We start from the raw sequence: 24,749 nt of genomic DNA, 5'->3' as shown, positions 1-24,749 counted from the left end.
GCATGAAGCTTGCCATCATTGGGGATTTGCACTACCCGCAACAACTGACGGACCTCGATCAAACGGTCGCTGAAGCACGGGATGCCTTTTTCGAACGTTTTATCGATTTATTTTTAGCCATCGATGCGGACTATCACATTTCGATCGGCGATTTGACTCATGCGGGAGAGTTTGCGGAATTCGAATATATAATCAATAAAGTCGAAAGCAGCAGTCCCCGCCGACGTTTCCTGCATGTGCTTGGCAATCACGATACGTATACGCATCCGAAAACGGACATTATTGCGCTAACGGGCCAGCAACGTTACGGAATCATCGAGGATTCGGATGCCATTATCCTATTGCTGGATACCGCGCGCGAAATCCGGGAGGACTGGAGCGGAACGATCGACGAGGAACAGCTCGTTTGGTTGAAATCGCAGCTGAATCGGGAGACGGACAAGCCGCTTCTCGTATTCGGCCATCATCCGCTGCATGGAACGACGGCGAGGTCAACCGAGGAGATGATGTCGATGGACCCTGAATTGGATATTTGGCCGATACTCGCAAATTGGCCGGGTATCGGATTCTACTTCAACGGACATAACCACATCCATTCGATTGTTAGGAAAGAGCGTTGGCATTTCATCCAAACGGCGGCCATTCCGGATGTTCCGGCGGTGCGGATCGTTACCGTCAATGACAACGAAGTGAATGTAGAAACCGTCAGCTTGGCAAACGATGAGATAACAAATTGGACGTCCGTTTTTGCCGGAAGCCTATATGATTATGAACCATTCCCGAATGCGGAAGGAGATGCGGATGCTATTCAGCTTACCGTCATCCGTCCTCATACCGTCGGAAAGCGGGTGGCCCAGAAGTGAGGCGTCAACCTGTGAAGTTAGCCATCGTGGGCGGGAATAGAGGGGCAAGTTTCGTGAATGCCTTATTTTCCCTCTCGGATCGAATTCATCTTACCGCGACCTGCGATTTGAACGAGTGGGTGCTGAATCAATGGAAAGACAAATTTCCGGAAATTCGCACCTATCGGGACTATCATGAGATGCTTAAGGACTCGTCTATCGATGCGGTATTTATTTTAAGCCCGATGCATTTGCATGCCAGACAGTCCATCGATGCTCTAAAGGCGGGCAAACATGTTCTTAGTGAAGTCATCGCGATCCAATCGCTGGAGGAAGCATGGGAGCTCATCGAGACGGTAGAGCAATCAGGCATGAAATATATGATGTCGGAAAATTATTGTTTCTCGCGTTCAAATCTGACGGTTAAACATATGGCGGAACAAAAGCTGTTTGGTGAAATTACGTATTTGGAAGGCGGATATATTCACGATTTGCGGCATCTTATTCATTATCCGGACGGCTCCCTGACTTGACGGGGCAAGCTTCACCAACAATTTAACGGCATGAATTATCCTACGCACTCGATAGGTCCCATCGCTCAATGGATCGATCTTAATAAGCCCGATGGAGACCTTTTGAAGAGCCTTACCGCCTTCGTCTCCAAATCGAGATCTCTGCAGCAATATTTCGGCGAGCATTACGGCAAAGATCATCCGGCGGCGCGGACGGGATTCTGGCGTCAAGGAGATTCCGCGACCGTGATGCTGCAAACCGAACAGGAAGTGCTTATTTCCCTCCGGGTCGATTGGACGTCCGTTCGGCCGCACAATAAGACGCATTACGTGCTTCAAGGAACGGAAGGCGCTTATGTATCAGGACGCCACCCGCAGGAAGACGATCTTATCTGGTTCAAAAACCGTTCGCCGAAGTTGGAAGAAGACGGATCGGAACTATGGGAACCGCTGCGCAATTATCAGCCGGAATTCGATCATCCGAGGTGGAAGCAGTGGGGCAAATTCGCTGCCGAGACCAAACACGGCGGAGGCGATTTTCTCGTACTGGAGGAATTCATTTCGGCTATCCAGGAGGATCGTGTTCCGGCGGTGGACGTCTATGACGCGGTCACTTGGAGTTCTGTTTTCTTCTTATCGATGGAGTCGGTCGAAAGAGGCGGGCAAACGATCTCGATCCCTGATTTCAAGTCGAAGGGATGGAGATGAACGTGGATGGGCCATTATCCAAATTGATCATGAAGAAGGAAACGTTATTCGATTTGCCTGCGTTTCATTGTCCGACGGGATACCGGATTCGGCATTTCGAGCCGGGAGACGAACGAAACTGGGAAGACCTTATACGGCTTTCTTACACAAGGGAAGTGGACTTCGGTCAGAAAATCGGAACTTACTCGCTATTATTCCCCGATCGAATTCTATTCCTATGTAGAGGCGAGCAGCCTGTAGCAACGGCAACGGCTTGGCAAACGGATAAAGCGGACGATTCGGGTTGGTATTTGCATATGGTAGGCGTACTTCCCGAATATTCGGGCAAAGGACTTGGCTTCGCCATTACCATTGCGGCATTGCATAAGATGAGAGAAGTGGGCTGCGAGCTTGCATTTCTGGAAACGGACGATTTCAGGCTTCCGGCTATCCGAATATATTTGAAGTTGGGTTTTCAGCCCGTATACAAAGACGAGAGCCATCCAGCTAGGTGGGAACGAATTGTTCAACTGATTTCGCAGAGATAATACTTAAAACCCCGTATCGGTTTCTGCCGATACGGGGTTTTGTTTTATTCCGATATATCCGCCCACATTTCGTCTTCGACATCAAGCGTAATCTGGGAAGGGTAAACTCGCTGGTTGTACTCGGTGAGCATGTAGCGCATAATCGCTTCTTTAATGTTAGCTTCAATAATAAAGCGACTGCGTCCTTGAATCCAAACCTCGGCGCTGAAGCCTTGTTCTTCTTCGTATAGGAGTTCTACTTCAACCGAAGTTACGGGTACCTCATGGCGCTCGGCCATGTTAAGGCAAACGGCGTTGACGATTTCATCCATACTTAACCGCATTGCCGATTACCAGCGACGATTGTTATTAGGGTCTTGTTGTTGGGGCTGGCGACGGCGTTTAATCGCTTCGTAGATCCCTCTGATGACCATAAACAATACGACCAAAGCAATAGCGTTAATAAGGAAACCCATCATGTTGCCGAATGCGCCGGCTCCGAACATTCCTCCGAACAGCATGCCGGCCAAGCCGCCGATCATCATGCCTTTCATGAAGCTGCCGCCGCCGAACAATCCACGGTTTGTCGATGTCCCGGTTGACGAAGTCGAAGATTTATTCGTAGTGGAGTTGCTCACACCGCTTTGGGATTTGGATGGGGTATTGCTGAACGATTTTTTGCCGCCGCTGAAAGAACGGGGTCTTGCGTCCGCGCTATCGACCGGTACCGTTACGGCAATCGTGAAAGCGAATAAGCTGAGCACTAGCAATGCTTTTTTCCACATGGTGATTATATTCCTCCTGAAAGGGTTGTAATAGCTTACGATTATTTAGTACGTATGACTGAGGTTACGGTTTCATTTTTTCTCGAAACTTCGAATGGGGATGCTCATTGATCTATTTTGAGGTATGCTGAATGAATATTAGAAAGTTCATGGTAAGGAGTGTTGCTTATGCTAATCTTCGACTATCCTGAGGAATATATACATTATTTAGCGGAATATAATGGATCGCGCGATTATTTCGAATGCCATGAGATTATGGAGGAATATTGGAAAGAGCATCCGTATTCCGCTTATAAGACGTGTTGGCTGGTACTCATCCGAATCCCGGTATGCTTGTACCATGCGCGTCGTGGCAATTGGACGGGAGCGGTTAAGCTTATGGGAAAAGCGGCGGAGGAAGCAGATGCGCAGTTGTTCGATAAGCTCGGCTTGGACGGGTCGCTATTGGTTGAAAGGATCAAACGAGCGAGCCGCGAATGGCACAGTCCAGACGCCGCCTATTCGGATATAGAATTGCCGATCAAAGACGCAGGACTGCTTGAAGCCGCACAGAAGCGTTGCCGGGAATTGGGCTACACATGGGGAATTCGTGGCATGGAGGCTGGGGATAGCGTCATTCACAGGCACCGGACGAGAGATCGGAGCGAGGTCGTGCTGGCCAGAGCGGAATCAGCTAAGCGCAAAGCGCTTAGCCGTGAGATTCCAAGTAACGATCCCCGTCAATGACGACTTCGAGCGCGCCTGTCTCCGGATGTATAATAAGTCCGTGAACGGGAGTGCGAGGCGGAAGCAGAGGGTGATTGCGAACGATGTCGACGCTGTTCTCGACGCTCTCCCGAACGCTGTCGAAACCCGTCAGCCAGCGATTCAAGTTAATACCCGAATGGCGCAGGGTATGAATAACGTGATCCTCCACTCCTCTTGCTTTCATGTGCGAGACGACATTGTTCGGATCGATCCCTGTCATGCCGCATTCATGGTGGCCGACGATAAACACTTCTTTCGTGTTAAGCTCGTACAAGGCAATCAATATACTTCTCATAATATTGCCGAACGGAGCGGTTATGATGGCTCCGGCGTTTTTGATGATTTTGGCGTCGCCGTTTTTCAAATTCATCGCCTTGGGAAGAAGCTCCGTCAGTCGGGTATCCATGCAGGTTACGATAACCATCCGCTTCTCCGGAAATTTATTGGTCAAGTATTCTTCATACCCTTTATTTTGAACGAACTCTTTGTTATAGGCCATGATTTCATCGATTTTACGCACAGGTTTCTCCTCCAATCTTCTTACACAGCGGCGTTCTCCGCACGCTTATCCTCTAATTTCAATCGGTTGCTGTAAATTTGTCCGTCGCTTGCCAATTTGAAGGCGCGATTGCCCGAATCATAACTTACTCGCATCAAGTCGTCGAAGAAAACTTCATGACGTTGCTCGTACCATACCTCGAAGGAATTGCTCCCCGCCTGCAAATCACCGTTCGCAGGGGCATTGATTGCCCAGAACGTTGCGACTCCGTCAACGGAACAACCGCAGCCTTCCGAATCGGAAACGAGCTTCCACATTCTAGCATCCGCTCCGAAACGTGCTTGTACTTCCTTAACGGCTTCCTCTGTCCATTGTATGATCATCTGGTCGATTCTCCTCTCGTTAAACCCCGGGAAAAAGCGCCCGTAAATAAACCAAGTAAGTTGATTATAAATATTGCGGAGAGTATGATCAAGGAGACAATATCCAGCGTGGAAAGGTTGTGCCCCCTATGAGTACCCTTGAGCAAGATCAAACGTCCCCCTTAAAGCGATTTAGGGAATTGACGGGTCAAATTAAACAATACGAGGAAATATTGGGCCTTGTCTATTGGGACATGAGAACCGGCGCTCCCCGCAAAGGCATCGAGCTTCGTTCCGAAGCGGTAGGCGCTTTGTCCGCCGAAACGTTTAAGCTGTCGACATCCACAGAGATGGGTGAGCTGCTAGCGAAATTGAATGAGCCGGATCAGAAGGCGTTGCTTAACGAGATAGACCGCCGATTAGTCGAGGAAACGTCCAAGGACTATGACCGGAATCGGAAAATACCGCCGGAGATGTACCGGGAATACGTCGTACTTACTTCCCAATCGGAGTCCGCTTGGGAAGAAGCGAAGGAAAACAATGATTTTGCGGGGTTCGTACCTTATCTGGAGAAAATCATTGCCTTTAACCGCCAGTTTATCGAGCTATGGGGCGTAAAAACAACCCCTTACGATACGTTGCTCGACATGTATGAGCCGGGTCTTACGACGGTGGAGTTGGATCGATTATTCGGTGAGCTAAGAGCACGGTTAGTCCCGTTAGCCGAGCAAATCGCGAATTCGGCGTTTAAGCCGGATACTTCCTTCCTGGAAGGTACGTTCGATAAGGAAGCCCAGAAGAAATTCAGCAAACATATTCTTAATGATATGGGCTACGACTTCGAAGCCGGTCGACTGGACGAAAGCGTTCATCCATTCGCGACGGGCTTAAGCCCGGGCGACGTGCGGATTACGACGCGTTACTTGCCCCACGATATTACGAGCGCGCTGTTCGGAACGATTCACGAAGGCGGTCACGCCTTGTACGAACAGAACATCAAACCGGAACTTGCGGGTACGACGCTGTGCACGGGGACGTCGATGGGCATTCATGAATCGCAGTCGCGTCTGTGGGAAAATATGATCGGACGCAGCCTTGGATTCTGGCAACGGTATTTGCCCGACTTGCAAGCCCATTTCCCGGGACAGCTGGATGGAGTTACTGCGGAACAGTTTTATAAGGGAATTAACGTCGTTGAGCCTTCGTTAATTCGGATCGAAGCGGATGAATTGACGTATAACCTACATATCATGATCCGTTACGAAATCGAGAAGATGTTGTTTAATGAAAACTTGTCGCCTCGGGACTTGCCTGAGGTATGGAATAAGAAGTATACGGAAGCGCTCGGCATCACTCCCCCGAACGAGGCGGAAGGTGTCTTGCAGGACGTTCACTGGTCCGGCGGGGCATTCGGGTATTTCCCTTCTTATTCACTTGGGAATATGTACGGAGCGCAAATGATGGACATTGCCCGTCGGAAGCTTCCGGATTTGGACCAACAGGTGGCCGCTGGGCAGCTGTTGCCCTTAAAGGAATGGTTGACGGAGCAGGTGTATCAATACGGAAAGCTGCTGCAGCCGGCGGAAATTATCGAGCGCATTAGCGGTCAACCGTTGCAGTCGTCCTATTTATGCGATTATTTGGAAAACAAATATTGCGACATCTATAGTTTGGAATAGCTCGTGGGGCGGGGCGAAGGAGGGGAAACTCTTTTTCGTCCTTTTTTCCGCGAGCGATTGCTGCCGGGGGGATTCTACATGGGCTTTCGCGTCATAAAAACGGCAATTGCAGCGCTGACGGCGATTTACACCGCTTTTCTCATCGGCGTCGATAACCCGCTTTCCGCCGGCTTACTGGCTATCCTGGGCGTGGAGACGACGCGTTGGCGAGGAATCAATGCGGTGTTCGCGCGATTCATGGCTTCTATATTCGGATTGCTGCTGGCTTCTTCGTTATTCGAATTCATCGGCTTCTATATTTGGGTGCTTGCCGTTTATATTTTACTGGCTTATCCTTTGCTTGCCCGTACCGGGCTAAAGGACGGTATTATCACAGGCTCGGTCATCGTCTTTCATTTATTCGCGCGCGGGGAAGTTACTTTGCACGCCATTGTTACCGAGCTTGAGCTGCTCGTCATCGGCCTTGGTTGGGCGACGGTGTTTAACTTGATATACATGCCTAAGGAAAGCAATGCATTGATTGCGTTACGCAACAAAACGGAAGAGGGATTCTCCGAAATTTTCCGGCATCTCGCCATGCATCTGCGAAATCCCGATCTGGTGTGGGATGGAGAGGAAGTGCTGCGGACGGAATCGGCTATCGAGGAAGGGATCGAGGTGTCGCAGCGCGCGCGCGAAAATCGGCTCATCCCTCAGGACGAGCCGTGGCAGCTTTATTTTCAAATGCGCAGGCAGCAGTTGGAATCGATCCAGCTCATGATGGAATCCGTTGCGTTCGTGTCCAGGCACGTTCCGCAGGCCGAGCTTATTGCCGTTCTGTTCGACCGTCTGACGGAAGACGTCAAATCCGAGTATTACGAGGGAGAAACAGAACGGATGCTGACCGAATTGGAAAAGAGCTTCCGCTCGATGCCTTTGCCGGCAACGAGGGACGAGTTCGAAACTCGCTCCGCGCTCTTTCATCTATCAAGAGAATTACGCCGATATTTGGCTATCGCAAGCCGCGAGAAAAAACGGAAGTCAATTTCTGCTCCCGCGATCATACAATGAAACGTAAAGGCTCTATGCAACAATACATTTTTGTCACTCTAGACGAATGTCCTGCATAGACTTTAAGTGACTTGATCGTATGGAGGAGGTCTACCGAAATGGCTATTGCGGATAAACGGCTGCAGCGCAGGGAAATCATCACGAAGGCGGTTTGCGGCAAAGGCCGTAAGTTCTCGACGATTACCCACACCGTAACGCCGCCGCACCACCCTACCAGTATATTGGGAGCGTGGATTATCAATCACCAGTATGAATCGGTGAAATCGGGCAACGGCATTGAGGTAATCGGGTCTTACGATATTAACATCTGGTATTCGTACAACAAAAACTCGCAAACCGATGTGGCGAAAGAGACGGTCTCCTATGTTGAGCTCGTTCCCTTATCGTACGTAGACCCGAAACATCGCTCTTCCACGGAAGAGGTATCCGCGGATGCAACGCAGGAACCCAATTGCGTGGAAGCAACGATCAGTGCCAATGGTTCGTCCGTAATCATCCGCGTCGAACGGGAATTCGCCGTGGAGATGGTGGCTGAAACAAAAGTGGTTGTCGTAGTCGATCCCGACGGATTCGGCGACGATGGGAAAGACGTTGACTTCGGCCTTGGTGATGATGGTGATTTTGAAGATCTTGATTCCGATTTACTGGAAGACGATTTGTAATCGGTTCGGTCATCGGCCGGTACTTAAGTCTATGCAGAAGCGGAACAAAAGTCGAGGGCGAATGCCCTGTCGGAGCAGCGGGATAAGCCTGATTGTAGCAGAGGCGAACATAGGGAAGGGTCATTCGGCTTCGGCGTTTACGCGCCGCCTGCGGGACGGCCCTTCCCTTGTTATGCAGGAGGAATGCACATGAACGGTGACTCAGGGAAGATGTGGATGTACGTTGAAGGCAGCAAGCGGCAGTTTCCCGGGTTCGAGCAGGCGGGAATTCCCGTGCTACGCGATTGGTCGAATGTGATGCCAAATGATTGTGTTATGTTGGCGGATTCACCGACGCCAACTGTCGATAGAATTTCGAAAAAGTTTCAAGGTTCAAAGTTTGGCGCGTCTCCATGGTTATTGAACGATAGGGCGGCGGAAGTGTCCAACTTGACGACGGCCGAAGTGGAGAGGCGGCTTCGCAGGGAAGGCGTGCCGGCGCGTGTCGGAGCAGTCGAGCTAAGCGGTAGCGCAACGCCGATAACGGTAGCCGTATGGGGATTGGATGCCGTTGAAGTAAGGCGAGTAAAATCCGGAGGCGGACAAATATTTAGTGGGGTTAAATCTATTGGCGGCATAGCCGCTGATCGTACTATTTATTCCGCAGATCAAGCGATCTGGAAGCCGGCGGCAACCTTGTCCGTTCGTGCATTGTACGTGCTCGGCCTCGATTTCGGCCAAGTGGATGTCTTATTAAACGATAAGGGGAAGTTAACGGTAACGGGAATCTCTCCGATTATGAAAATTGCCGGGCAGGAGGGGAAACGCAAACTTGCGGATTCGATATCATCGTTCGCGGCGGATTGGTCGAGAGAGTCGGCAAACGGCGTAGAAGCCGCGCTTGGAGCAGATCCGGAGTTTGTTTTATTGTCGCCGGAAGGGCGTATCGTTCCGGCTTCCCGCTACTTCTCCCCGGAAGGCGATGCGGGCTGCGATTCGATAAGGATTCGCGGCGAGAAGCGTTGGCCGCTAGTCGAGCTCAGACCGAGACCGTCATTCGAGCCCGCACAAGTAACGGCGGATGTGCGGCGGCTACTTCGCGTTGCTGCCAAGCGCACAGTCGGGGCAAAGCTATCGTGGCGAGCCGGAGCGTTGCCCGTTCCCGGATTACCGCTTGGCGGTCACGTACACTTGAGCGGCGCAGCGTTAACGGGGGAGCGGCTTAGGGCGCTGGACAGCGCCGTAGGACTCCCGCTTCGTTTGCTAGAGCCGCCAATGGCCGCGATGAGACGTCCGCGGTATGGTTCGCTCGGGGACGTGCGCCGCCAGCCTCACGGCGGCTTTGAATATCGGACGCCGCCCAGCTGGCTCGTATCCCCGCGCCTCGCTCTGGGAGCGTTAGCGCTGGCGAAAGTCGCAGCCGAGCACTCGCGCGAGCTGTCTTCCCATCGGCCGTTGGATGATGACCGAAATCGGGATGCTTTCTATATCGGCGATCGAACACTGCTTCTTTCGGCAGCGGATACGATTTACGAAGCTATCAAACAAACGAGGGGTTACATTAACTATCGGGAGCCGATCGATTTCTTGTTCGAGTCGATTTCGAAAGGCCAAAGCTGGGATGAGTCGGCCGACATTCGATTAAAGTGGCGCATACCGATTCCTTAAGCGTGGTGATAGTAGGCAGTTCGGGTTTTCCTAGCGAGACTCCGTTTCTTTTTGTCGGAACCTGTCAGGGCTCCATTCATTTTGCTATAATGAGATATTGAACTTATTATGTACCGCTTACGATATCAGGAGGCAAACATGGCTGGATATACCCCCATGATGGAGCAATATTTATCGGTTAAAGCGCAAGCGACGGACGCCCTGTTGTTTTTCCGCCTTGGCGATTTCTATGAAATGTTTTTCGAGGATGCGATAACCGCCTCGCGGGAGCTTGAGATTACGTTAACGGGTCGCGGGGCCGGCCAAGAGGAACGGATTCCGATGTGCGGGGTTCCTCACCATGCCGCGGAAGGATACATAGCTAAACTTATCGACAAAGGATATAAAGTGGCCGTTTGCGAGCAAGTGGAAGATCCGGCAAGCACGAAAGGCGTCGTTAGGCGGGAAATCGTGCGTATCGTCACGCCGGGGACGGTCATGGATTCGAAAATGCTCGGAGACGCATCCAACAATTTTATCGTGGGAGCCTCGCAGCTTAACGGTCGGTTCGGAATCGCTGCCTGCGATTTGACGACCGGAGAGCTTTACGTGACATCGTTTGCCGAATCGCGGGATACGATAACGAATATTCTTAACGTGTATCGTCCTTCGGAAGCGGTAGGGGATGAAAAAGCGATCAACGCTATTATCGCCGAAATCAATCTTACGACTCGGAGTCTAGTGACTACCGTTCGCGAAGCGGCGGACCTCTCCAAGCTGGCTGAACAATTTCCGGACGAGTCTTGGAGCGTTCACGAGATTGTGCGGCAGAAAGCGGTAGCGAGCCTAATCTCTTATTTGGACGAGACGCAGAAGCGATCGCTCGCCCACCTGCGCTCCGTTAAAGCTTACGACTCGGAATCCTATATGTCTCTGGATGCTTTCACTAGGCGCAATCTGGAGCTAACGGAAACCGTTCGCGATCGTTCGCGCAAAGGTTCTTTATTATCCCTCCTAGATCGGACGCGCACAGCGATGGGAGCCCGCTTGTTAAAGCGTTGGATCGACCAGCCTTTGCTTAACCGAGAAGAGGCCGAGCGCAGATTGGACGCGGTAGAAGCGCTTAACCAGGATTGGATTAAACGCAAGGAGCTTCGCGACGAGCTTGGCGAAGTTTACGATCTAGAGCGTCTTGCGGGGAGAATCGCGTATGGTACGGCGAACGGCAGAGACTTGAATGCGCTCAAAAATTCTCTCAAACGTATACCTTCGATCCAAATGCTGTGCCAAAGTTTCGATTCGGCGCCATTGGCTATACTTGCGGACCGCATGGATGCTTGCATGGATATCGCCGATTCCATCGAGCGGGCGATAGCGGATGAGCCTCCCGTATCTCTCAAGGACGGAGGAATCATCCGCCCCGGATACGATGCGAAGCTGGACGAGCTTCGTGAAGCGAGCCAGAACGGAAAACAATGGATCGCCGAATTAGAACGGCAAGAACGCGAAGCGACAGGGATTAAATCGCTCAAGATCGGCTTCAACAAAGTGTTTGGCTACTACCTGGAAGTGACCCGCGCCAACCTGACCAATTTGCCTGAAGGGCGTTATGAACGAAAGCAAACGTTAGCCAATGCGGAGAGATACGTTACGCCCGAGCTCAAGGAAAAAGAAGCACTTATCTTAGAAGCCGAAGACCGTATGTTTGATTTGGAATATGAGCGTTTTGTCGCCTTGCGCAATGAAATTGCCGAGCAGATGGCCAGACTGCAGCGTTTAGCGGAAAGCGTCGCCGCTTTGGATGTCCTGCAAGCTTTCGCGGAAGCGAGCGCGGAACGAAGATATTGCCGGCCTCAATGGACCGATGGCGACGGGTATGACCTGACGATTGCAGAAGGCAGGCACCCTGTCGTCGAGTCGGTTAACGAGAACGGCGTCTTCATCTCCAACGATACTTCTTTAACGGCGTCGGAAGGTTCGATATTGCTGATCACGGGACCGAATATGGCGGGGAAAAGCACATACATGCGGCAAGTGGCCATGATCTGCATGATGGCTCAGATCGGCTGCTTCGTTCCTGCTCGCCGCGCGGTATTGCCTTTCGTCGACCGCATATTTACCCGAATCGGAGCGGCTGATGACCTAGTCGGCGGGCAAAGCACGTTCATGGTCGAGATGAAGGACATCCAGGTCATGACGGAGCAGGCAACGGCAAGAAGCTTGATCATTATCGACGAGCTTGGCAGGGGAACGTCGACCGATGAGGGAATGGCTATTGCCCAATCGGTTATTGAATACGTACACGACCACATTGGCTGCAAAGCGCTCGTATCGACTCATTTTCACGAATTGGCGCACTTGGAAAGCTCTTTGTCCGGCTTACGGAACGGGTGCATGGCGGTCAAGGAAGGCGCCGACGGCGTTACTTTCCTGCGCAAGCTCGTGCCGGGAGCGGCGGATTCCAGCTACGGGATATACTGCGCGCAGTTAGCGGGATTGCCGGAAACCATTGTGTCTCGTGCTTACACGCTGCTTAACGATAATGGCGCATTCCAGATCGGGAATAACAATCTTTTTGCCGTGAAGGAAACGGCTGCAGCTTACAGCCAGTCTGTAACGACAGCCGCGCCGACCGACGTCATTCAATTATCGATGTTCGCTGAACCTGCCCAGCCTGCTAAACCGTCGAGGCCGACTTCCAGCGATAAGCTGTTAGACAAGCTTCGCAAGCTTGACGTCATGAGGATGACTCCGATGCAAGCGCTTGAGTGGTTAAACGACGCAAGGAACCAACTAACGGAAAGCGGGGACAATCTATGAAGACTCTAAGGAAACTACGACTATCGCTCGCGCTGCTGTTATCGGTTGCCCTATTCACGATTTGGACGCCTGCCGTATTCGGGGAAAGCGCCGAACAAATAAAGGAAGTTCGCCAGCTCCTTGAACAGTATCACCTAAGTAAGCCTAACGATGATGATCTTAGCGCTACGGAAATCGATAAAATGGTTGAGTCGCTTCATGACCCTTATACGGAATATTTCGACGAAGAACAGTGGAAAACGTTTAATTCGGCGCTTGAGCAAACGTTCGTAGGCGTCGGCATCGTGATGAGCGAAGAGAAGGGAACCGTTTATGTAGAGGACGTCATCCCCGGCAGTCCGGCGGAAACGGCAGGCGTACAGCCCGGGGACGCTCTTGTATCCGCGGACGCCAAGTCGTTCAAGGGAAAGTCCATTGCCGACATTCAGAACGCGATTCGCGGAGAAGCGGGCTCTATCGTTGCCCTTAGCGTTTTCCGCAGCGGTAAAACATTAACATTCAACATTCCGCGCAAATCGTTGCAAATCCCCATTGTGACGACTCGCTTGCTCGGAAACGGCGTCGGCTATTTGGCTTTGTCCGGCTTCACTTCCGATGCGGGCAGTCAGGTTAAACGCCAATTGGCCGAGCTGGAGCAAAGCGGACTCACCTCCCTGGTGCTCGATCTTCGCAATAACGGCGGGGGTTACGTGAACACGGCCCAAGAAATCGCCAGCTTGTTCGTCAAGGACGGCGTGTTGGCCCATATGCGCGATCGCGATGGCAACGATCACCCGCTCGAGGTTAAAGGCGATACCAAATCTTATCCGGTCGTCATTCTCGTGAACGGCAATTCGGCTAGCGCTTCGGAATTGCTCGCGGGCGCATTGCAAGATTACGGCGTTGCAAAGCTGGTTGGCACCAAGACTTTCGGCAAAGGCGTCGTGCAATCCATTATTCCCGTACAGAGCGGCGGAATGCTCAAGGTAACCATTCAAGAGTACTTCACGCCTCTAGACCATAAGGTCAATAAAATCGGCTTAATGCCAGACGTCGTATTAGAAGGCGTGGCGGAACAATTAATCGGTGCTTATCGTTTAGCGGGCGGTCAAAGGGTTACGTTAACTTCCGGCAAAGGCGTTCTTACGGTTAACGGAGTACGGATCGCTCAGACTGGCGTGGCTTGGCAAGACAAAACGGTATGGTACGTCAATCTGAAGCTGGCCGCATCAATAGCTGGCGCGAAGCTGACTTACGATACGAAAAATCATGCTTATTCACTTGTCAAAGGCACTCAGACACATACAATTAAGACAAATGACTATCACCTGAAGATCAATGAAGGTAAATCGAATATAGACGTAAGGTTATTAGCCAAGTGGTATTCGGGTTTGACATTTTCGAGTTCGGGAGAAACGTTAAAGCTTTCGGCGGCGAAATAACAGTTTATAGATTAGGGACGCAGTCGTCCTGAAGGAGTGAGTCGGCATGGGTATTATCCGCCCCCTCGATGAACATTTGGCGAATCAGATCGCGGCCGGAGAGGTGGTCGAACGACCGGCTTCCGTACTGAAGGAGTTAATAGAAAATGCGGTGGACGCAGGTGCTACCCGTATCGACGTGGCCGCGGAAGAGGGCGGCCTCAACCTGCTCCGCGTCGCCGACAATGGCACGGGTATTCAGGCCGACGACGTGCTTCTGGCTTTCCAGCGCCATGCGACCAGCAAGATTGCGACAAGCAAGGATCTATTCCAGATTGCTACGCTCGGGTTTCGGGGAGAAGCTCTGCCCAGCATAGCCGCCGTTGCCAAGGTGAAATGCGTGAGTGCAACGGACGATAGCGGGCTAGGCCAATTCGTCGAAATCGAAGGCGGCACTATTCTTGCGAATAGGGAAACGAACGCCCCAAAAGGCACCGAGATGGTCGTGAGGGATTTGTTCTATAATACGCCTGCCCGACTCAAGTATATGAAGACGATACAGACGGAGCTGGGACATCTATCCGATGTTGTTTACCGCCAATCGCTCGCAAGGCCGGACATCGCGTTTACTTTCGCCCATAACGGGAATAATTTGCTCCGTACGCCCGGCAACGGGGATTTACGGCAGGTGGTTGCGGCCATTTACGGTACCTCCTCGGCGAAAGCCATGCTGGATATAAAAGAAGAGAACCCTGATTACTCGATCGTAGGCTTAACGGCGCTTCCTATCGAAACACGGGCGAATCGTAACGCGGTTACCGTCTTGGTTAACGGAAGATACGTTCGCAGCCAAGCGATCGTACAACCGCTCATGCAGGCCTACCATACGCTGTTGCCGCTGCACCGTTATCCACTATCGGTGCTGGACCTGAAGATGCATCCGACGCTGGTGGACGTGAACGTACATCCGGCTAAGTTGGAGGTGCGGTTCAGCAAGGAGAACGAGCTGAGGACATTTGTCGAGGATGCGATCAAGAAAGCGTTGAGCAGCCAAGCTTACATTCCGTCAGGAGCGGCCGTTCGCACGGCGAAGCCGAATGCTTGGGTTCAGGATCAAATCCGGTTTCAGGTTCCCGCCTCTCTTCCTGCTCAAGCAGAGTCTGCTGCTACCGTTCAATTGGACGAGGCTCAAGTTAGGGAAGCTGTAGCGGGCTATGAATCAAAAGCAGATCTGCCAGCACGCTCCAACGATTGGGGCACGTCACCAACAAGTTATTCGAACGATAGGAATGAACGTACACCTGATAAAACATTCTACTCGAGCGAAAAAAGCGCATTTTCAACCGATAGGGGATTTGCGCGTCCTGCTCCTGAAATTGCTCCCGATCGGATTCCGGAGGACATTTGGAAATCCGCTTTTGCCGCACCGGAAGTAAAGCCGCTAGTACCCGATTTTCCGGAGCTCAGTTGGATCGGCCAACTTCACGGCACGTACATAGTCGCCCAGAACGCGAACGGCTTGTATTTAATCGATCAGCATGCGGCGCACGAACGAATCCATTACGAGTATTACTACGACAAATTTGGTCGACCGGACGAGGCGAGCCAGGAGTTGCTCCTCCCCGTAACTCTAGAGTTTGCTCCGGATGAAAGCTCGGTCCTTCGAGGGCGTTTAGCGGCATTTCAGAGCGCGGGCGTATACATGGAGGACTTCGGTGGAAATACCTTTATTATACGTGCCGTCCCTCATTGGTTTCCGGGCGGAGACGAGGCGGCCGTCGTTCGGGAGATGGCGGAATGGGTCATTCAAGAACGGAGCGTGGATCTGCACGTACTGAGGGAGAAAGCGGCGATTATGTGTTCGTGCAAAGCTTCCATTAAAGCCAATCAAGCATTGACGAGAGAATCGGGAGATAAGCTGTTAGAGCGGCTAGGCGCTTGTCGTCAGCCTTATACTTGTCCGCATGGCCGGCCGATCGTCGTCAGCTTCAGCACGTACGAGCTCGAAAAAATGTTTAAGCGGGTGATGTCTTGATCGTCACGACATCGGAACGCCCTGAAGCGGATACCGTCGAACGAGCCAAACGGCTGGCGGATGAGCTGCATGCGTCCTATGTTCCACGCTCCAACAAGACGATCCGAGCCCTGTATGCGATGTGGGCCGTAGATGAAATCGTAGTCGTGAGCCCACGAGAAGTCCGGCTTTTGCAGGAGGGGCAGCATCCGTTTTATTTTCATCCGAGTATGGCGCTTGTTCGGCTGAAGAGACTAAGAACCGGCGGGAACGATACGTTATTAACGGTATCTGGCGTTGCGGAGGGAGACACGGTGCTGGATTGCACGGCGGGACTATGCTCCGATGCGCTCGTGTTCAGTTATGCGGCAGGCACGCAGGGGAAGGTCATCGCCATCGAAGCATCAAGGGTTCTTCACGCGATCGTGAGGGAAGGGCTGCAAACGTATGAGACGGGCTTGGCCGATATCGATGAAGCGATGCGCGCGATTCGGACCGTCCATGGCGAACATCGGTCAATCCTGCAACGCATGGAAGATAAGAGCGCCGATGTCGTCTATTTCGATCCGATGTTCGAGAAGCCGGTAACGACGTCCAGTTCCATTGTTCCGCTAAGGTCTCAAGCAATAAGAGAACCGCTGTCCGCGGAGGCCGTGAAAGACGCGATTCGAATCGCGCGCAAGAAGGTTGTGCTTAAAGATCATCGCGACAGCGGACAATTCGAGCGGCTTGGCTTTCGCCTTGTCCGGGTGTCAGCTTCAGCGGTCGCTTACGGGGTGATAGACATTGACTGACGAGACGGATAACCGTCCACCGCTGCTCGTATTGGTGGGGCCTACCGCTGTAGGCAAAACCGCGCTCAGCCTGCAAATCGCCAAATCGCTAAACGCGGAAATCATCAGCGGGGATTCCATGCAGGTGTATCGTCGCATGGACATAGGGACAGCGAAGCTGATGCAGGAAGACAGGGAAGGCGTTCCCCATCATCTTATCGACATTTGCGAGCCGGAGCACCCTTTTTCCGTTTCGGAGTTCCAAAGCGTTTGTACACAAAAAATTCAAGAAATCCATAATCGGGGCCGTTTACCCTTCATCGTAGGGGGTACAGGATTATATGTGGAATCCGTCTGCTACGGGTTTCAATTCCAGGACATAGGCGCCAGCGAACCGTTCCGGGCGGAAATGAGGGCGTATGCGCTTGAACAGGGGCCGCAGGCTTTGCACGACCGATTGTTCGCCATCGACCCCGTAGCAGCTGCGAAAATCCATTACAACGATGAAGGGAGAGTTATCCGTGCGCTCGAAGTGTACCACCTGACGGGTAAGCCGTTATCCTCCTTGCAGGAACAATCCCGCGGAGACGACAAAACATCTCCTTATCGGCTTTGCATCATCGGGTTGACGATGGATCGCGCGGATTTGTATCGCCGAATCGAAGAGCGCGTGGATCATATGCTTGCTAATGGCTTGGTAGAAGAGGTGAGTTCTCTGCTTAAACAAGGCGTTCCGCGGGACGCGGTTTCCATGCGAGGGCTCGGGTATAAGGAGATCGCCGCATATTTGGCAGGGGAGACAGATTATGACTCCGCGGTTGAAGTTCTCAAGCGGGATACGAGGCATTTTGCCAAAAGACAATTGTCGTGGTTTCGCCATATGAAAGCCTTGGAATGGGTCGATATCGGAGGCGAAACAAAAAACAGCGAACTTTTCGCGAAGATATGTGCTATAATAGCAGGAAAGTTTCCGCTTGATCTTGAATATATTTGTTCATAAATATTTTTTGTGGCGATGGGGGTTTACGGCCAATGAACAAGTCCATTAACATCCAGGATACATTTCTCAATCAACTTCGCAAAGACAGCATTCCGGTCACTGTTTATTTGACCAACGGGTTTCAAATCCGCGGCGTCGTTCGCGCCTTTGACAACTTCACCATCGTAATCGACAGCGAGGGCCGTCAGCAAATGGTATACAAACATGCGATAAGCACGTTCATGCCACAGCGCAATGTGTCCCTCATGCAGCAAGACAACGGAACTGACAACTGATTCGGCGTCGTGTCGTTCCCCGTGTGGGGGCGTGGATTGAAACGCGAAACTTTTCCATCGCAACAAACGTCTAACAGAATAGGCCGGAACTTGAGCAACCCTTCACCGGGTTGTTCTTTCTTTATGGGATATCCGGCTGCAACAGGGTGAAGCCGCGGGACTTGGGTAAATTATAAACTAGAGAGAGTATTAGATAGAAGGGGAGAACAAGATGAACCAACCTGAAGTTCAAGGCAATGCAGGTATGACAGGCGGGCGGGTTAAGCAGGCCAGTAAAGCTAAGGGAAATGGGAACGGCAAAGGCAAAGGTCCCCGCAAAGGGAGAAAAAAAGCCGCACTCATCTGGTTATTTTTCGTAGCGTTGTTCGCAATCGTATGCGCGGTCGTGGGATACTTGCTAGTTATTCTAAATGGGGAACGAATACTGAGCGCGAATATCAATAAATTGAATTTGGATCAAGCATCCGTTATCGTGGACCGGAACGACAATCAAGTCGCTAAGCTGTACGTAGCGGAAGGAAATCGGGAGTTCGTTCCTTTCGGCGAGATTCCGAAGCTGGTACAGGATGCTTTCATAGCCACCGAAGACAAGCGGTTCTATGAGCATAACGGTGTTGACCTGCTCGGGATCGGACGGGCGCTAGTGAAAGATGTTATCGCCAGAAGCGCCGTGGAAGGCGCAAGCACCATTACGCAGCAACTGGCGAAGAACCTGTTCTTGAACGCGGACAAAACCGTTTTCCGCAAAGGGACGGAAGCATCCATTGCCCTGGCTTTGGAGCAGAAGAAAAGCAAGCAAGAGATTCTCGAGCTGTACTTGAACCGGATTTACTTCGGCAAAGGGCAATATGGCGTGAAGACGGCGGCTAAATTTTATTTCGGAGTGTCCGATCTTCACAAATTAGAGTTGTGGCAGATCGCCACGTTGGCTGGTATTCCGAAGGCACCGGGGGTGTATAACCCAATTGCTAATCCCGAGAAATCGATGGAGCGCCGGGGCGTCGTGCTTAGCCTTATGCTCGATCAAGGACTCATTACTCAGGAAGAGAAGGATAAGGCGGCTGCAGCGGTGTATAAACCGGTAGCATCATCTGGGCAGAAAGGCAAATATTTGACGTATGTTGATTATGTCGTGGACGAAGCGAAAGAAAAAACCGGCCTAAGCGAGGAAGAGTTGCTTAGCGCAGGCTATACGATTAAAACTACGATCAATACTAAAGCCCAATCCGTAATGGAAGCTGAATTCGCCAAGGACGACAGGTTCGAGAAAAGCAAAGACGAAAGGCAAGTGCAGGGCTCCATGGTTATCATGGATCAGCATGACGGATCTCTTATCGCAATGGTCGGCGGACGCGATTACGAGAAGCAAGGATTGAACCGCGTGACGCAGCAGCGCCAGCCCGGTTCTTCCTTCAAGCCCATAATCGATTACGGTCCGGCTATCGAGACGGGGGACTTCTTCCCGTGGACGACCGTGCAGGACGTTAAACAGTGCTTCGATAACGGCAAGTACTGCCCGTCGAATTCCAATAAAAATCAATATTTGGGCGCCATTCCGATGAGGCAAGCGATTAAGGAGTCGCGAAACGTATCGGCCGTATGGTTGCTCAATCAGATCGGCATAAGCAAAGGGCTCTCCTTCGCGGAAAAGCTGGGGATCAAGCTCGGCAAAGACGACCGCAACCTGTCCGTTGCTCTTGGCGGCCTGACGAATGGAGTTACCCCGTTGCAAATGGTTAGAGCATACGGTGCGTTCGCCAATGGCGGAAAGCTTGAAGACCCGCATAGCATTTTATCGATCAAGAATAGCAATGGCGATACGGTGTATGAATATGACTCGCCAAAAGCCAAACAGGTAATGAACCCGTTTACGGCCTATTACGTAACGGACATTCTTCAAGGGGTCGTTCAGCAAGGGGGAACCGGCGTTAGAGCCAAATTCGGCAGCCGTCCGATCGCGGGGAAAACCGGAACGACGCAAGCCGGCATCCCGGGCTTCAAAACAAGCGGAAACCGCGATGTATGGTTCGTCGGCTACACTCCTGAGTGGACAGCCGCGATATGGTTCGGCTATGACAAAACCGACAGAGACCACTACTTGAAGAAAAGCAGCGGCCAGGCTGCCGCGATGTTCTCAGCGGTTATGTCAAAAGCTCTCGAAGGGGTGGATCGCAAGAACTTCCCTAAACCTGAGGGAGTTCAGGATGTGCAGAAGCTTAAGGGGGTCAGCGGATTTACCGGCGTGTACTCGCCTGAACTCGTATCGATCGAACTGAGCTGGGCGCCGGTCGAAGGCGAAGGCATCACCTACAAAGTGTACCGCAAAGGTGAAGGAGAAGCCGAATTCAAGTTGCTTGCGGAAACGGCGGACCCTGCTTACGACGATCTTGCGATATTGCCGGATCAGACGTTTAGTTATTACGTAACGGCGTTCCAAGCGAAGAATAAATTGGAAAGCGAGCCGTCGGAGCAAATCGTGGTCACGGTATCGACCGGCTTGGAGGCGACACCGTCTCCCGGAACCGAAGAAGGCGGGGAAAGTCCGCCGCCTGAACAATCATCGGAACCGCCGATAGATATTATCATTCCGGGCGAATCGCCATCGCCGGACCCGTCGACAAGCCCGGATCCGTCGACAAGCCCGTCTCCGAGCCCGTCGCCTACCGATAGTCCAACACCGAGCAATTCCCCTTCGCCTTAAGGTTTTGAGGTGAACGGGCGATAAAAGCAGCTGATCCGGAATAAAGGATCAGCTGCTTTTTTGTCGTTGTTAGGGAAGGTGCCAACTGGTTCGGGAAGGCAACTTGTGGTAAGCTTTGAATATATGGAGTTGCCTTGCAGGCAACGTGTTTTCTACTCTAACGTTGGACGGACGGAAAGGAAAGTCGGCATGAAACGTAAATTTTCGGATCGCGCCAATTGGCGGCGCATATTGAAAAAGAGCTACGCATGCATCCCGATGGATGAGCCGCATTTCAGGGGGTTCGTGACCCTATATCGCATTCATGAGCTTCGGGATCCGCTATGGAAGGAATACAATGGACGGCGGATGTGTTTAGCGGATCGCGGGTACCTTTGGATGCAGCATTTTCCAAGAGGAGAGCATTTCGTAGTGACGACGATGTTCGATGATAAAGGCCAAGTCGTTCAGTGGTACATCGATATTTGCAAAATCCAAGGGCTGACGGATCAACAGGTGCCGTGGTTCGACGATCTGTTCTTGGACATCGTCGTGCTGCCGACGGGCGAGAAACTGCTGCTAGACGAGGATGAGCTGGAAGAAGCGTTGGACGAAGGCCAGATCACCCCGCGCGATTCCGCAATGGCGCAGAAAACGGCCGGACGTCTCATGGATCTGATCAACCAAAATAAATTCCCGTACTTTGACCTGAGTTTGAATCATAGGCGCTTGTTGCTCGATAAGCTGGGTTGGGAGAAAGGAACCGTTTAATGAGCGGCATTACCAAAGGGAGGATTCCTTCCTCTCCGCCTACATATGTGCGGACTAGGCGTTCGAAGTGGCTTAGGGTATTCACTTGGCTTGCAGGCATCGGTTTGTTGGCGGTCTTGGTTTGGTGCGCGTCGCTTTATTACCTCATTACGCATTTCAATGGAGTCCCTAAGTCGGGGAATCTTAAAAATTCCGACGTCGGAATCGTGCTGGGCGCTACGCTGTGGGACAATAAACCAAGCCCGGGCTTGCGCGAGCGGCTTGACCGCGGTTTGGAACTGTACCGCGCCGGAGCGTTCAGTCACTTCATCGTGACCGGCGGCTTGGACAACAACGGCGCGACGTTAACCGAAGCGGAAGGGATGCGCAATTATTTGCTTGAACTAGGAGTTCCCGATGAGGCTGTCGTGATGGACCGGCTCTCTCGGAGCACTTACGAAAACTTGTCTTTTGCCAAGGATATCATGGATCGAAACGGTTGGAAGACCGCCGTGATCATCACGCATAATTATCATGGTTCAAGATCGGCTGATATAGCGAGAAGGCTGGGATACAGCCCCGTTCAAGTTAGCGTGACGGACTCCAAAGTACTTAAGATGTCCTATCATGAAACCCGTGAAGTATTGGCTTATACGAAATGGTTGGTTACGAAACTGTTCCTATGACTAGGGATCGGACGAACGGAATACATTGGTATTGCGGCAAATTCGTCGACACAAGCCATATGGGGTGAAGCGCGATGAACGCTAAAGCGAGCACATCGGACGTTAGGGAAGCTTCGGCAGCGCAGAAGAGGCCGTCCCGGCAAATTAATGTTGTTCTCCGCAATGCGGATTATTCCGCAGCAGGTGCCGCGAATACGACCGAACCGGTAGGGGGCGCGCGGGTATTGCCCCAAAGCGGACCTTGGATCGAATGGCAGAAGGAACTGGACCGGATGGTCGGATTAGACAATGTGAAAGAGCTCGTATACGAAATTTACGCCCTGCTCCAAATTATGCAGTATCGCAGCGAAGCCAGCTTGCAGGCGCAGGCCCATGTATATCATATGATTTTTAAAGGGAATCCCGGTACGGGGAAAACGACGGTGGCCCGGCTGCTTGCAAAGCTGTTCCAAGGGATGGGATTGCTTGCCAAGGGGCATCTGGTAGAGGTCGAGCGAGCGGATCTCGTCGGTGAATATATCGGCCATACGGCGCAGAAGACGAGGGAACTGGTCAAGAAATCGCTTGGCGGCGTATTGTTCGTAGACGAAGCTTACAGCTTGGCGCGCGGCGGGGAAAAGGATTTCGGGAAAGAAGCGATCGACACCTTAGTGAAGGCGATGGAAGATTACAAAAACCAATTCGTGCTCATATTAGCCGGGTATACGCTTGAAATCGAAACTTTCCTGCTGACCAACCCGGGGCTTCCTTCGCGTTTCCCGATCCAGATGGAATTTCCCGACTATACGGTCGATCAACTCGTTCAAATCGCCGAAGGGATGACGAAGGAACGGGATTATACGTTGCTTCCGCAAACTTTGTTTAAGCTGCGGCAGTTGCTTGCCCAGGAGAAAGCGGAATCGATTTACGATTTCAGCAACGCAAGATATGTACGTAATGTATTGGAGAGAGCTATTCGTTATCAAGCGGTTCGTTTGCTTTCCCAGCATCCGACTAGTTCTCCGGGACGGCAGGAGCTGATGGCGCTTCGTCCGGAAGACATACGCAGCCTATAAGCGGAAGTAGAGAAAGGTAGTGTCGATTGAGACAGAGCACATACGAAACAGGGGCCGGAGAACGGGAGAAAGCGTTGCTGGTCAGCCTTGTGACCGATAAAGTCAAACGATCGGGCGCAGACCCGGAGCATTCATTGGATGAACTCGCGTCGTTGGCGGATACGGCCGGCGTTGAAGTGATCGATTCGCTGATGCAAAATCTAGACGTCCCGGATAAGAAGTATTTCGTCGGTAAAGGGAAAGCGCAGGAAATTCGCGCATTAGCCGAGGAAACCGGCGCGACGACCGCGATTTTCGATCAGGAGCTCTCCGGCGCGCAAGTACGCAATCTCGAAGAAACGTTGGATATGAAAATCATCGATAGGACGCAGCTTATTTTGGATATTTTCGCCGGCCGCGCCAAAACCCGCGAAGGCATACTGCAGGTGGAATTGGCCCAGCTATCTTATTTGCTGCCGAGGTTGTCCGGTCATGGGAAAAATTTGTCGCGTCTCGGCGGCGGCATCGGGACGCGAGGTCCAGGCGAAACGAAGCTGGAGACGGATCGTCGCCACATTCGCGACCGGATCTCGGAGCTCAAGCGTCAATTGGACACGGTTACGGCTCACCGCAATCTGCATCGCGAACGCCGGCGTAAAGCCGGCGCCGTGCAGGTTGCGCTTGTCGGTTATACGAACGCCGGCAAGTCTACGCTGCTCCGGCAACTAACCGCGGCGGACGTGCTGGCGGAGGACAAGCTGTTCGCTACATTGGATCCGACGTCGCGTAATTTGATTTTGCCAAGCGGCAAGGAAATTATTTTGACGGATACGGTAGGCTTCATCCAGAACCTTCCGCATGATTTGGTTGCCGCGTTCCGAGCTACGTTAGAGGAAGCGGGCGAAGCGGATCTGTTGCTGCATGTCGTCGACACCTCGTCGCCGATGCGGGAGAGACAGCAGAAAGTCGTTGAAGAGGTGCTTCAAGAGCTTGGAGCAGGCGGCAAGCCAACGTTAATCGTATACAATAAAATCGATCTAAGCTCAGCGTCAGCCTTATCTATGCTATCCGGCGGATCGGATACGATCAGAGTGAATTCATTCGTCGAACGAGACATGGAACGTTTGCGCGAAGCTATCGAAGACAGAATACTCGGCGATGTCGCGCAGTTTCGCATTCCGGCATCCCGTGGCGATTTGGCAGCATTAGCTTATCGCGTCGGCGAAGTGACCGAGCAGGAGACTGAGGATGACTGGCTCCTTCTGACCGTCAGACTGAATGCAGCCGATATGGCCAAAAATGGGCGCTCATTGGAAGATTTCCGCGTGACGGAGTAAAT

General features: G+C 52.1%; 22 protein-coding genes and 1 pseudogene. 19 read left to right on the top strand and 4 right to left on the bottom strand.

What is annotated here, in order from left to right:
- Positions 1-2: 2 nt before the first annotated feature.
- From K7P76_RS04305 to K7P76_RS04290, 3 genes and pseudogenes are all read left to right on the top strand, one after another.
- Positions 3-863, top strand: a complete 861-nt coding sequence (locus K7P76_RS04305) for a metallophosphoesterase family protein (protein ID WP_232183568.1) — start codon at positions 3-5, stop codon at positions 861-863.
- Positions 860-2,062 (top strand): annotated as a pseudogene (locus tag K7P76_RS33610) (Gfo/Idh/MocA family protein). The gene K7P76_RS04305 and the pseudogene K7P76_RS33610 overlap by 4 nt, the downstream one beginning before the upstream one ends.
- Positions 2,059-2,589: a GNAT family N-acetyltransferase gene (locus tag K7P76_RS04290; protein WP_232183565.1), complete on the top strand. Its 531-nt coding sequence runs from the start codon at positions 2,059-2,061 to the stop codon at positions 2,587-2,589. The pseudogene K7P76_RS33610 and the gene K7P76_RS04290 overlap by 4 nt, the downstream one beginning before the upstream one ends.
- 44 nt (positions 2,590-2,633) lie before the next feature.
- On the opposite strand, the gene K7P76_RS04285 is transcribed toward K7P76_RS04290, so the two are convergent.
- Both K7P76_RS04285 and K7P76_RS04280 read right to left on the bottom strand, forming a co-directional pair.
- Positions 2,634-2,912, bottom strand: coding sequence for a DUF2653 family protein (locus K7P76_RS04285; RefSeq protein WP_232183564.1), 279 nt, complete (start codon positions 2,910-2,912; stop codon positions 2,634-2,636).
- A gap of 6 nt (positions 2,913-2,918) precedes the next feature.
- Positions 2,919-3,353 carry a hypothetical protein gene (locus K7P76_RS04280; RefSeq protein ID WP_232183563.1) on the bottom strand — a complete coding sequence of 145 codons (435 nt, stop codon included), beginning with the start codon at positions 3,351-3,353 and terminating at the stop codon, positions 2,919-2,921.
- A gap of 168 nt (positions 3,354-3,521) precedes the next feature.
- Between K7P76_RS04280 and K7P76_RS04275 the strand changes: the two genes are divergently transcribed.
- A complete protein-coding gene (locus K7P76_RS04275; protein WP_232183562.1) occupies positions 3,522-4,079 on the top strand; it encodes a DUF309 domain-containing protein in 558 nt (185 codons plus the stop codon).
- On the opposite strand, the gene K7P76_RS04270 is transcribed toward K7P76_RS04275, so the two are convergent.
- Both K7P76_RS04270 and K7P76_RS04265 read right to left on the bottom strand, forming a co-directional pair.
- Entirely contained in the window at positions 4,042-4,620 is a 579-nt protein-coding gene (locus K7P76_RS04270; protein ID WP_232183561.1) for a beta-class carbonic anhydrase, read from the bottom strand. The genes K7P76_RS04275 and K7P76_RS04270 overlap by 38 nt on opposite strands.
- Before the next feature lie 20 nt (positions 4,621-4,640).
- The gene (locus tag K7P76_RS04265) at positions 4,641-4,982 is read right to left on the bottom strand and encodes an iron-sulfur cluster biosynthesis family protein (RefSeq protein WP_232183560.1); all 342 of its coding nucleotides are present in this window, start codon (positions 4,980-4,982) and stop codon (positions 4,641-4,643) included.
- Between the two features lie 128 nt (positions 4,983-5,110).
- Here K7P76_RS04265 and K7P76_RS04260 point away from each other — a divergent pair, with 128 nt between their 5' ends.
- From K7P76_RS04260 to hflX, 15 genes are all read left to right on the top strand, one after another.
- Positions 5,111-6,640: a carboxypeptidase M32 gene (locus K7P76_RS04260; RefSeq protein WP_232183559.1), complete on the top strand. Its 1,530-nt coding sequence runs from the start codon at positions 5,111-5,113 to the stop codon at positions 6,638-6,640.
- Between the two features lie 78 nt (positions 6,641-6,718).
- Positions 6,719-7,690 carry an aromatic acid exporter family protein gene (locus K7P76_RS04255; RefSeq protein WP_232183558.1) on the top strand — a complete coding sequence of 324 codons (972 nt, stop codon included), beginning with the start codon at positions 6,719-6,721 and terminating at the stop codon, positions 7,688-7,690.
- A gap of 98 nt (positions 7,691-7,788) precedes the next feature.
- On the top strand, positions 7,789-8,352 hold the full coding sequence (locus K7P76_RS04250) for an outer spore coat protein CotE (protein ID WP_232183557.1): 564 nt from the start codon (positions 7,789-7,791) through the stop codon (positions 8,350-8,352).
- Positions 8,353-8,541: 189 nt separating this feature from the next.
- Positions 8,542-9,999 carry a putative amidoligase domain-containing protein gene (locus K7P76_RS04245; RefSeq protein WP_232183556.1) on the top strand — a complete coding sequence of 486 codons (1,458 nt, stop codon included), beginning with the start codon at positions 8,542-8,544 and terminating at the stop codon, positions 9,997-9,999.
- A 138-nt stretch (positions 10,000-10,137) separates the two neighbouring features.
- Entirely contained in the window at positions 10,138-12,798 is a 2,661-nt protein-coding gene (gene mutS, locus K7P76_RS04240) for a DNA mismatch repair protein MutS (protein ID WP_232183555.1), read from the top strand.
- A complete protein-coding gene (locus tag K7P76_RS04235; protein ID WP_232183554.1) occupies positions 12,795-14,219 on the top strand; it encodes a S41 family peptidase in 1,425 nt (474 codons plus the stop codon). The genes mutS and K7P76_RS04235 overlap by 4 nt, the downstream gene beginning before the upstream one ends.
- 46 nt (positions 14,220-14,265) lie before the next feature.
- Positions 14,266-16,233, top strand: coding sequence for a DNA mismatch repair endonuclease MutL (gene mutL / locus K7P76_RS04230; protein ID WP_232183553.1), 1,968 nt, complete (start codon positions 14,266-14,268; stop codon positions 16,231-16,233).
- Positions 16,230-17,006, top strand: coding sequence for a class I SAM-dependent methyltransferase (locus K7P76_RS04225; protein WP_232183552.1), 777 nt, complete (start codon positions 16,230-16,232; stop codon positions 17,004-17,006). Before mutL ends, K7P76_RS04225 begins: the two co-directional genes overlap by 4 nt.
- Positions 16,999-17,985 carry a tRNA (adenosine(37)-N6)-dimethylallyltransferase MiaA gene (gene miaA, locus K7P76_RS04220; protein ID WP_232183551.1) on the top strand — a complete coding sequence of 329 codons (987 nt, stop codon included), beginning with the start codon at positions 16,999-17,001 and terminating at the stop codon, positions 17,983-17,985. The genes K7P76_RS04225 and miaA overlap by 8 nt, the downstream gene beginning before the upstream one ends.
- A gap of 32 nt (positions 17,986-18,017) precedes the next feature.
- Positions 18,018-18,260 (top strand): RNA chaperone Hfq, encoded by a 243-nt coding sequence (hfq, locus tag K7P76_RS04215; protein ID WP_232183550.1) that lies wholly within the window; start codon positions 18,018-18,020, stop codon positions 18,258-18,260.
- A 211-nt stretch (positions 18,261-18,471) separates the two neighbouring features.
- Positions 18,472-20,961, top strand: a complete 2,490-nt coding sequence (locus K7P76_RS04210) for a transglycosylase domain-containing protein (RefSeq protein ID WP_232183549.1) — start codon at positions 18,472-18,474, stop codon at positions 20,959-20,961.
- A gap of 189 nt (positions 20,962-21,150) precedes the next feature.
- A complete protein-coding gene (locus K7P76_RS04205) occupies positions 21,151-21,711 on the top strand; it encodes a ribonuclease FAU-1 family protein (RefSeq protein WP_232183548.1) in 561 nt (186 codons plus the stop codon).
- Positions 21,711-22,376, top strand: coding sequence for a YdcF family protein (locus K7P76_RS04200; RefSeq protein WP_232183547.1), 666 nt, complete (start codon positions 21,711-21,713; stop codon positions 22,374-22,376). The genes K7P76_RS04205 and K7P76_RS04200 overlap by 1 nt, the downstream gene beginning before the upstream one ends.
- 74 nt (positions 22,377-22,450) lie before the next feature.
- Positions 22,451-23,431 (top strand): AAA family ATPase, encoded by a 981-nt coding sequence (locus K7P76_RS04195; RefSeq protein WP_232183546.1) that lies wholly within the window; start codon positions 22,451-22,453, stop codon positions 23,429-23,431.
- 26 nt (positions 23,432-23,457) lie between these two features.
- Positions 23,458-24,747, top strand: coding sequence for a GTPase HflX (gene hflX / locus K7P76_RS04190; RefSeq protein WP_232183545.1), 1,290 nt, complete (start codon positions 23,458-23,460; stop codon positions 24,745-24,747).
- Positions 24,748-24,749: the final 2 nt, after the last annotated feature.

The sequence above is a fragment of the Cohnella silvisoli genome, from assembly GCF_021190915.1.
GTDB lineage: Bacteria > Bacillota > Bacilli > Paenibacillales > Paenibacillaceae > Cohnella > Cohnella silvisoli.
The sequence above is the reverse complement of the archived record's forward strand: the minus strand, read 5'-3'. Positions and strand labels throughout refer to the sequence as shown.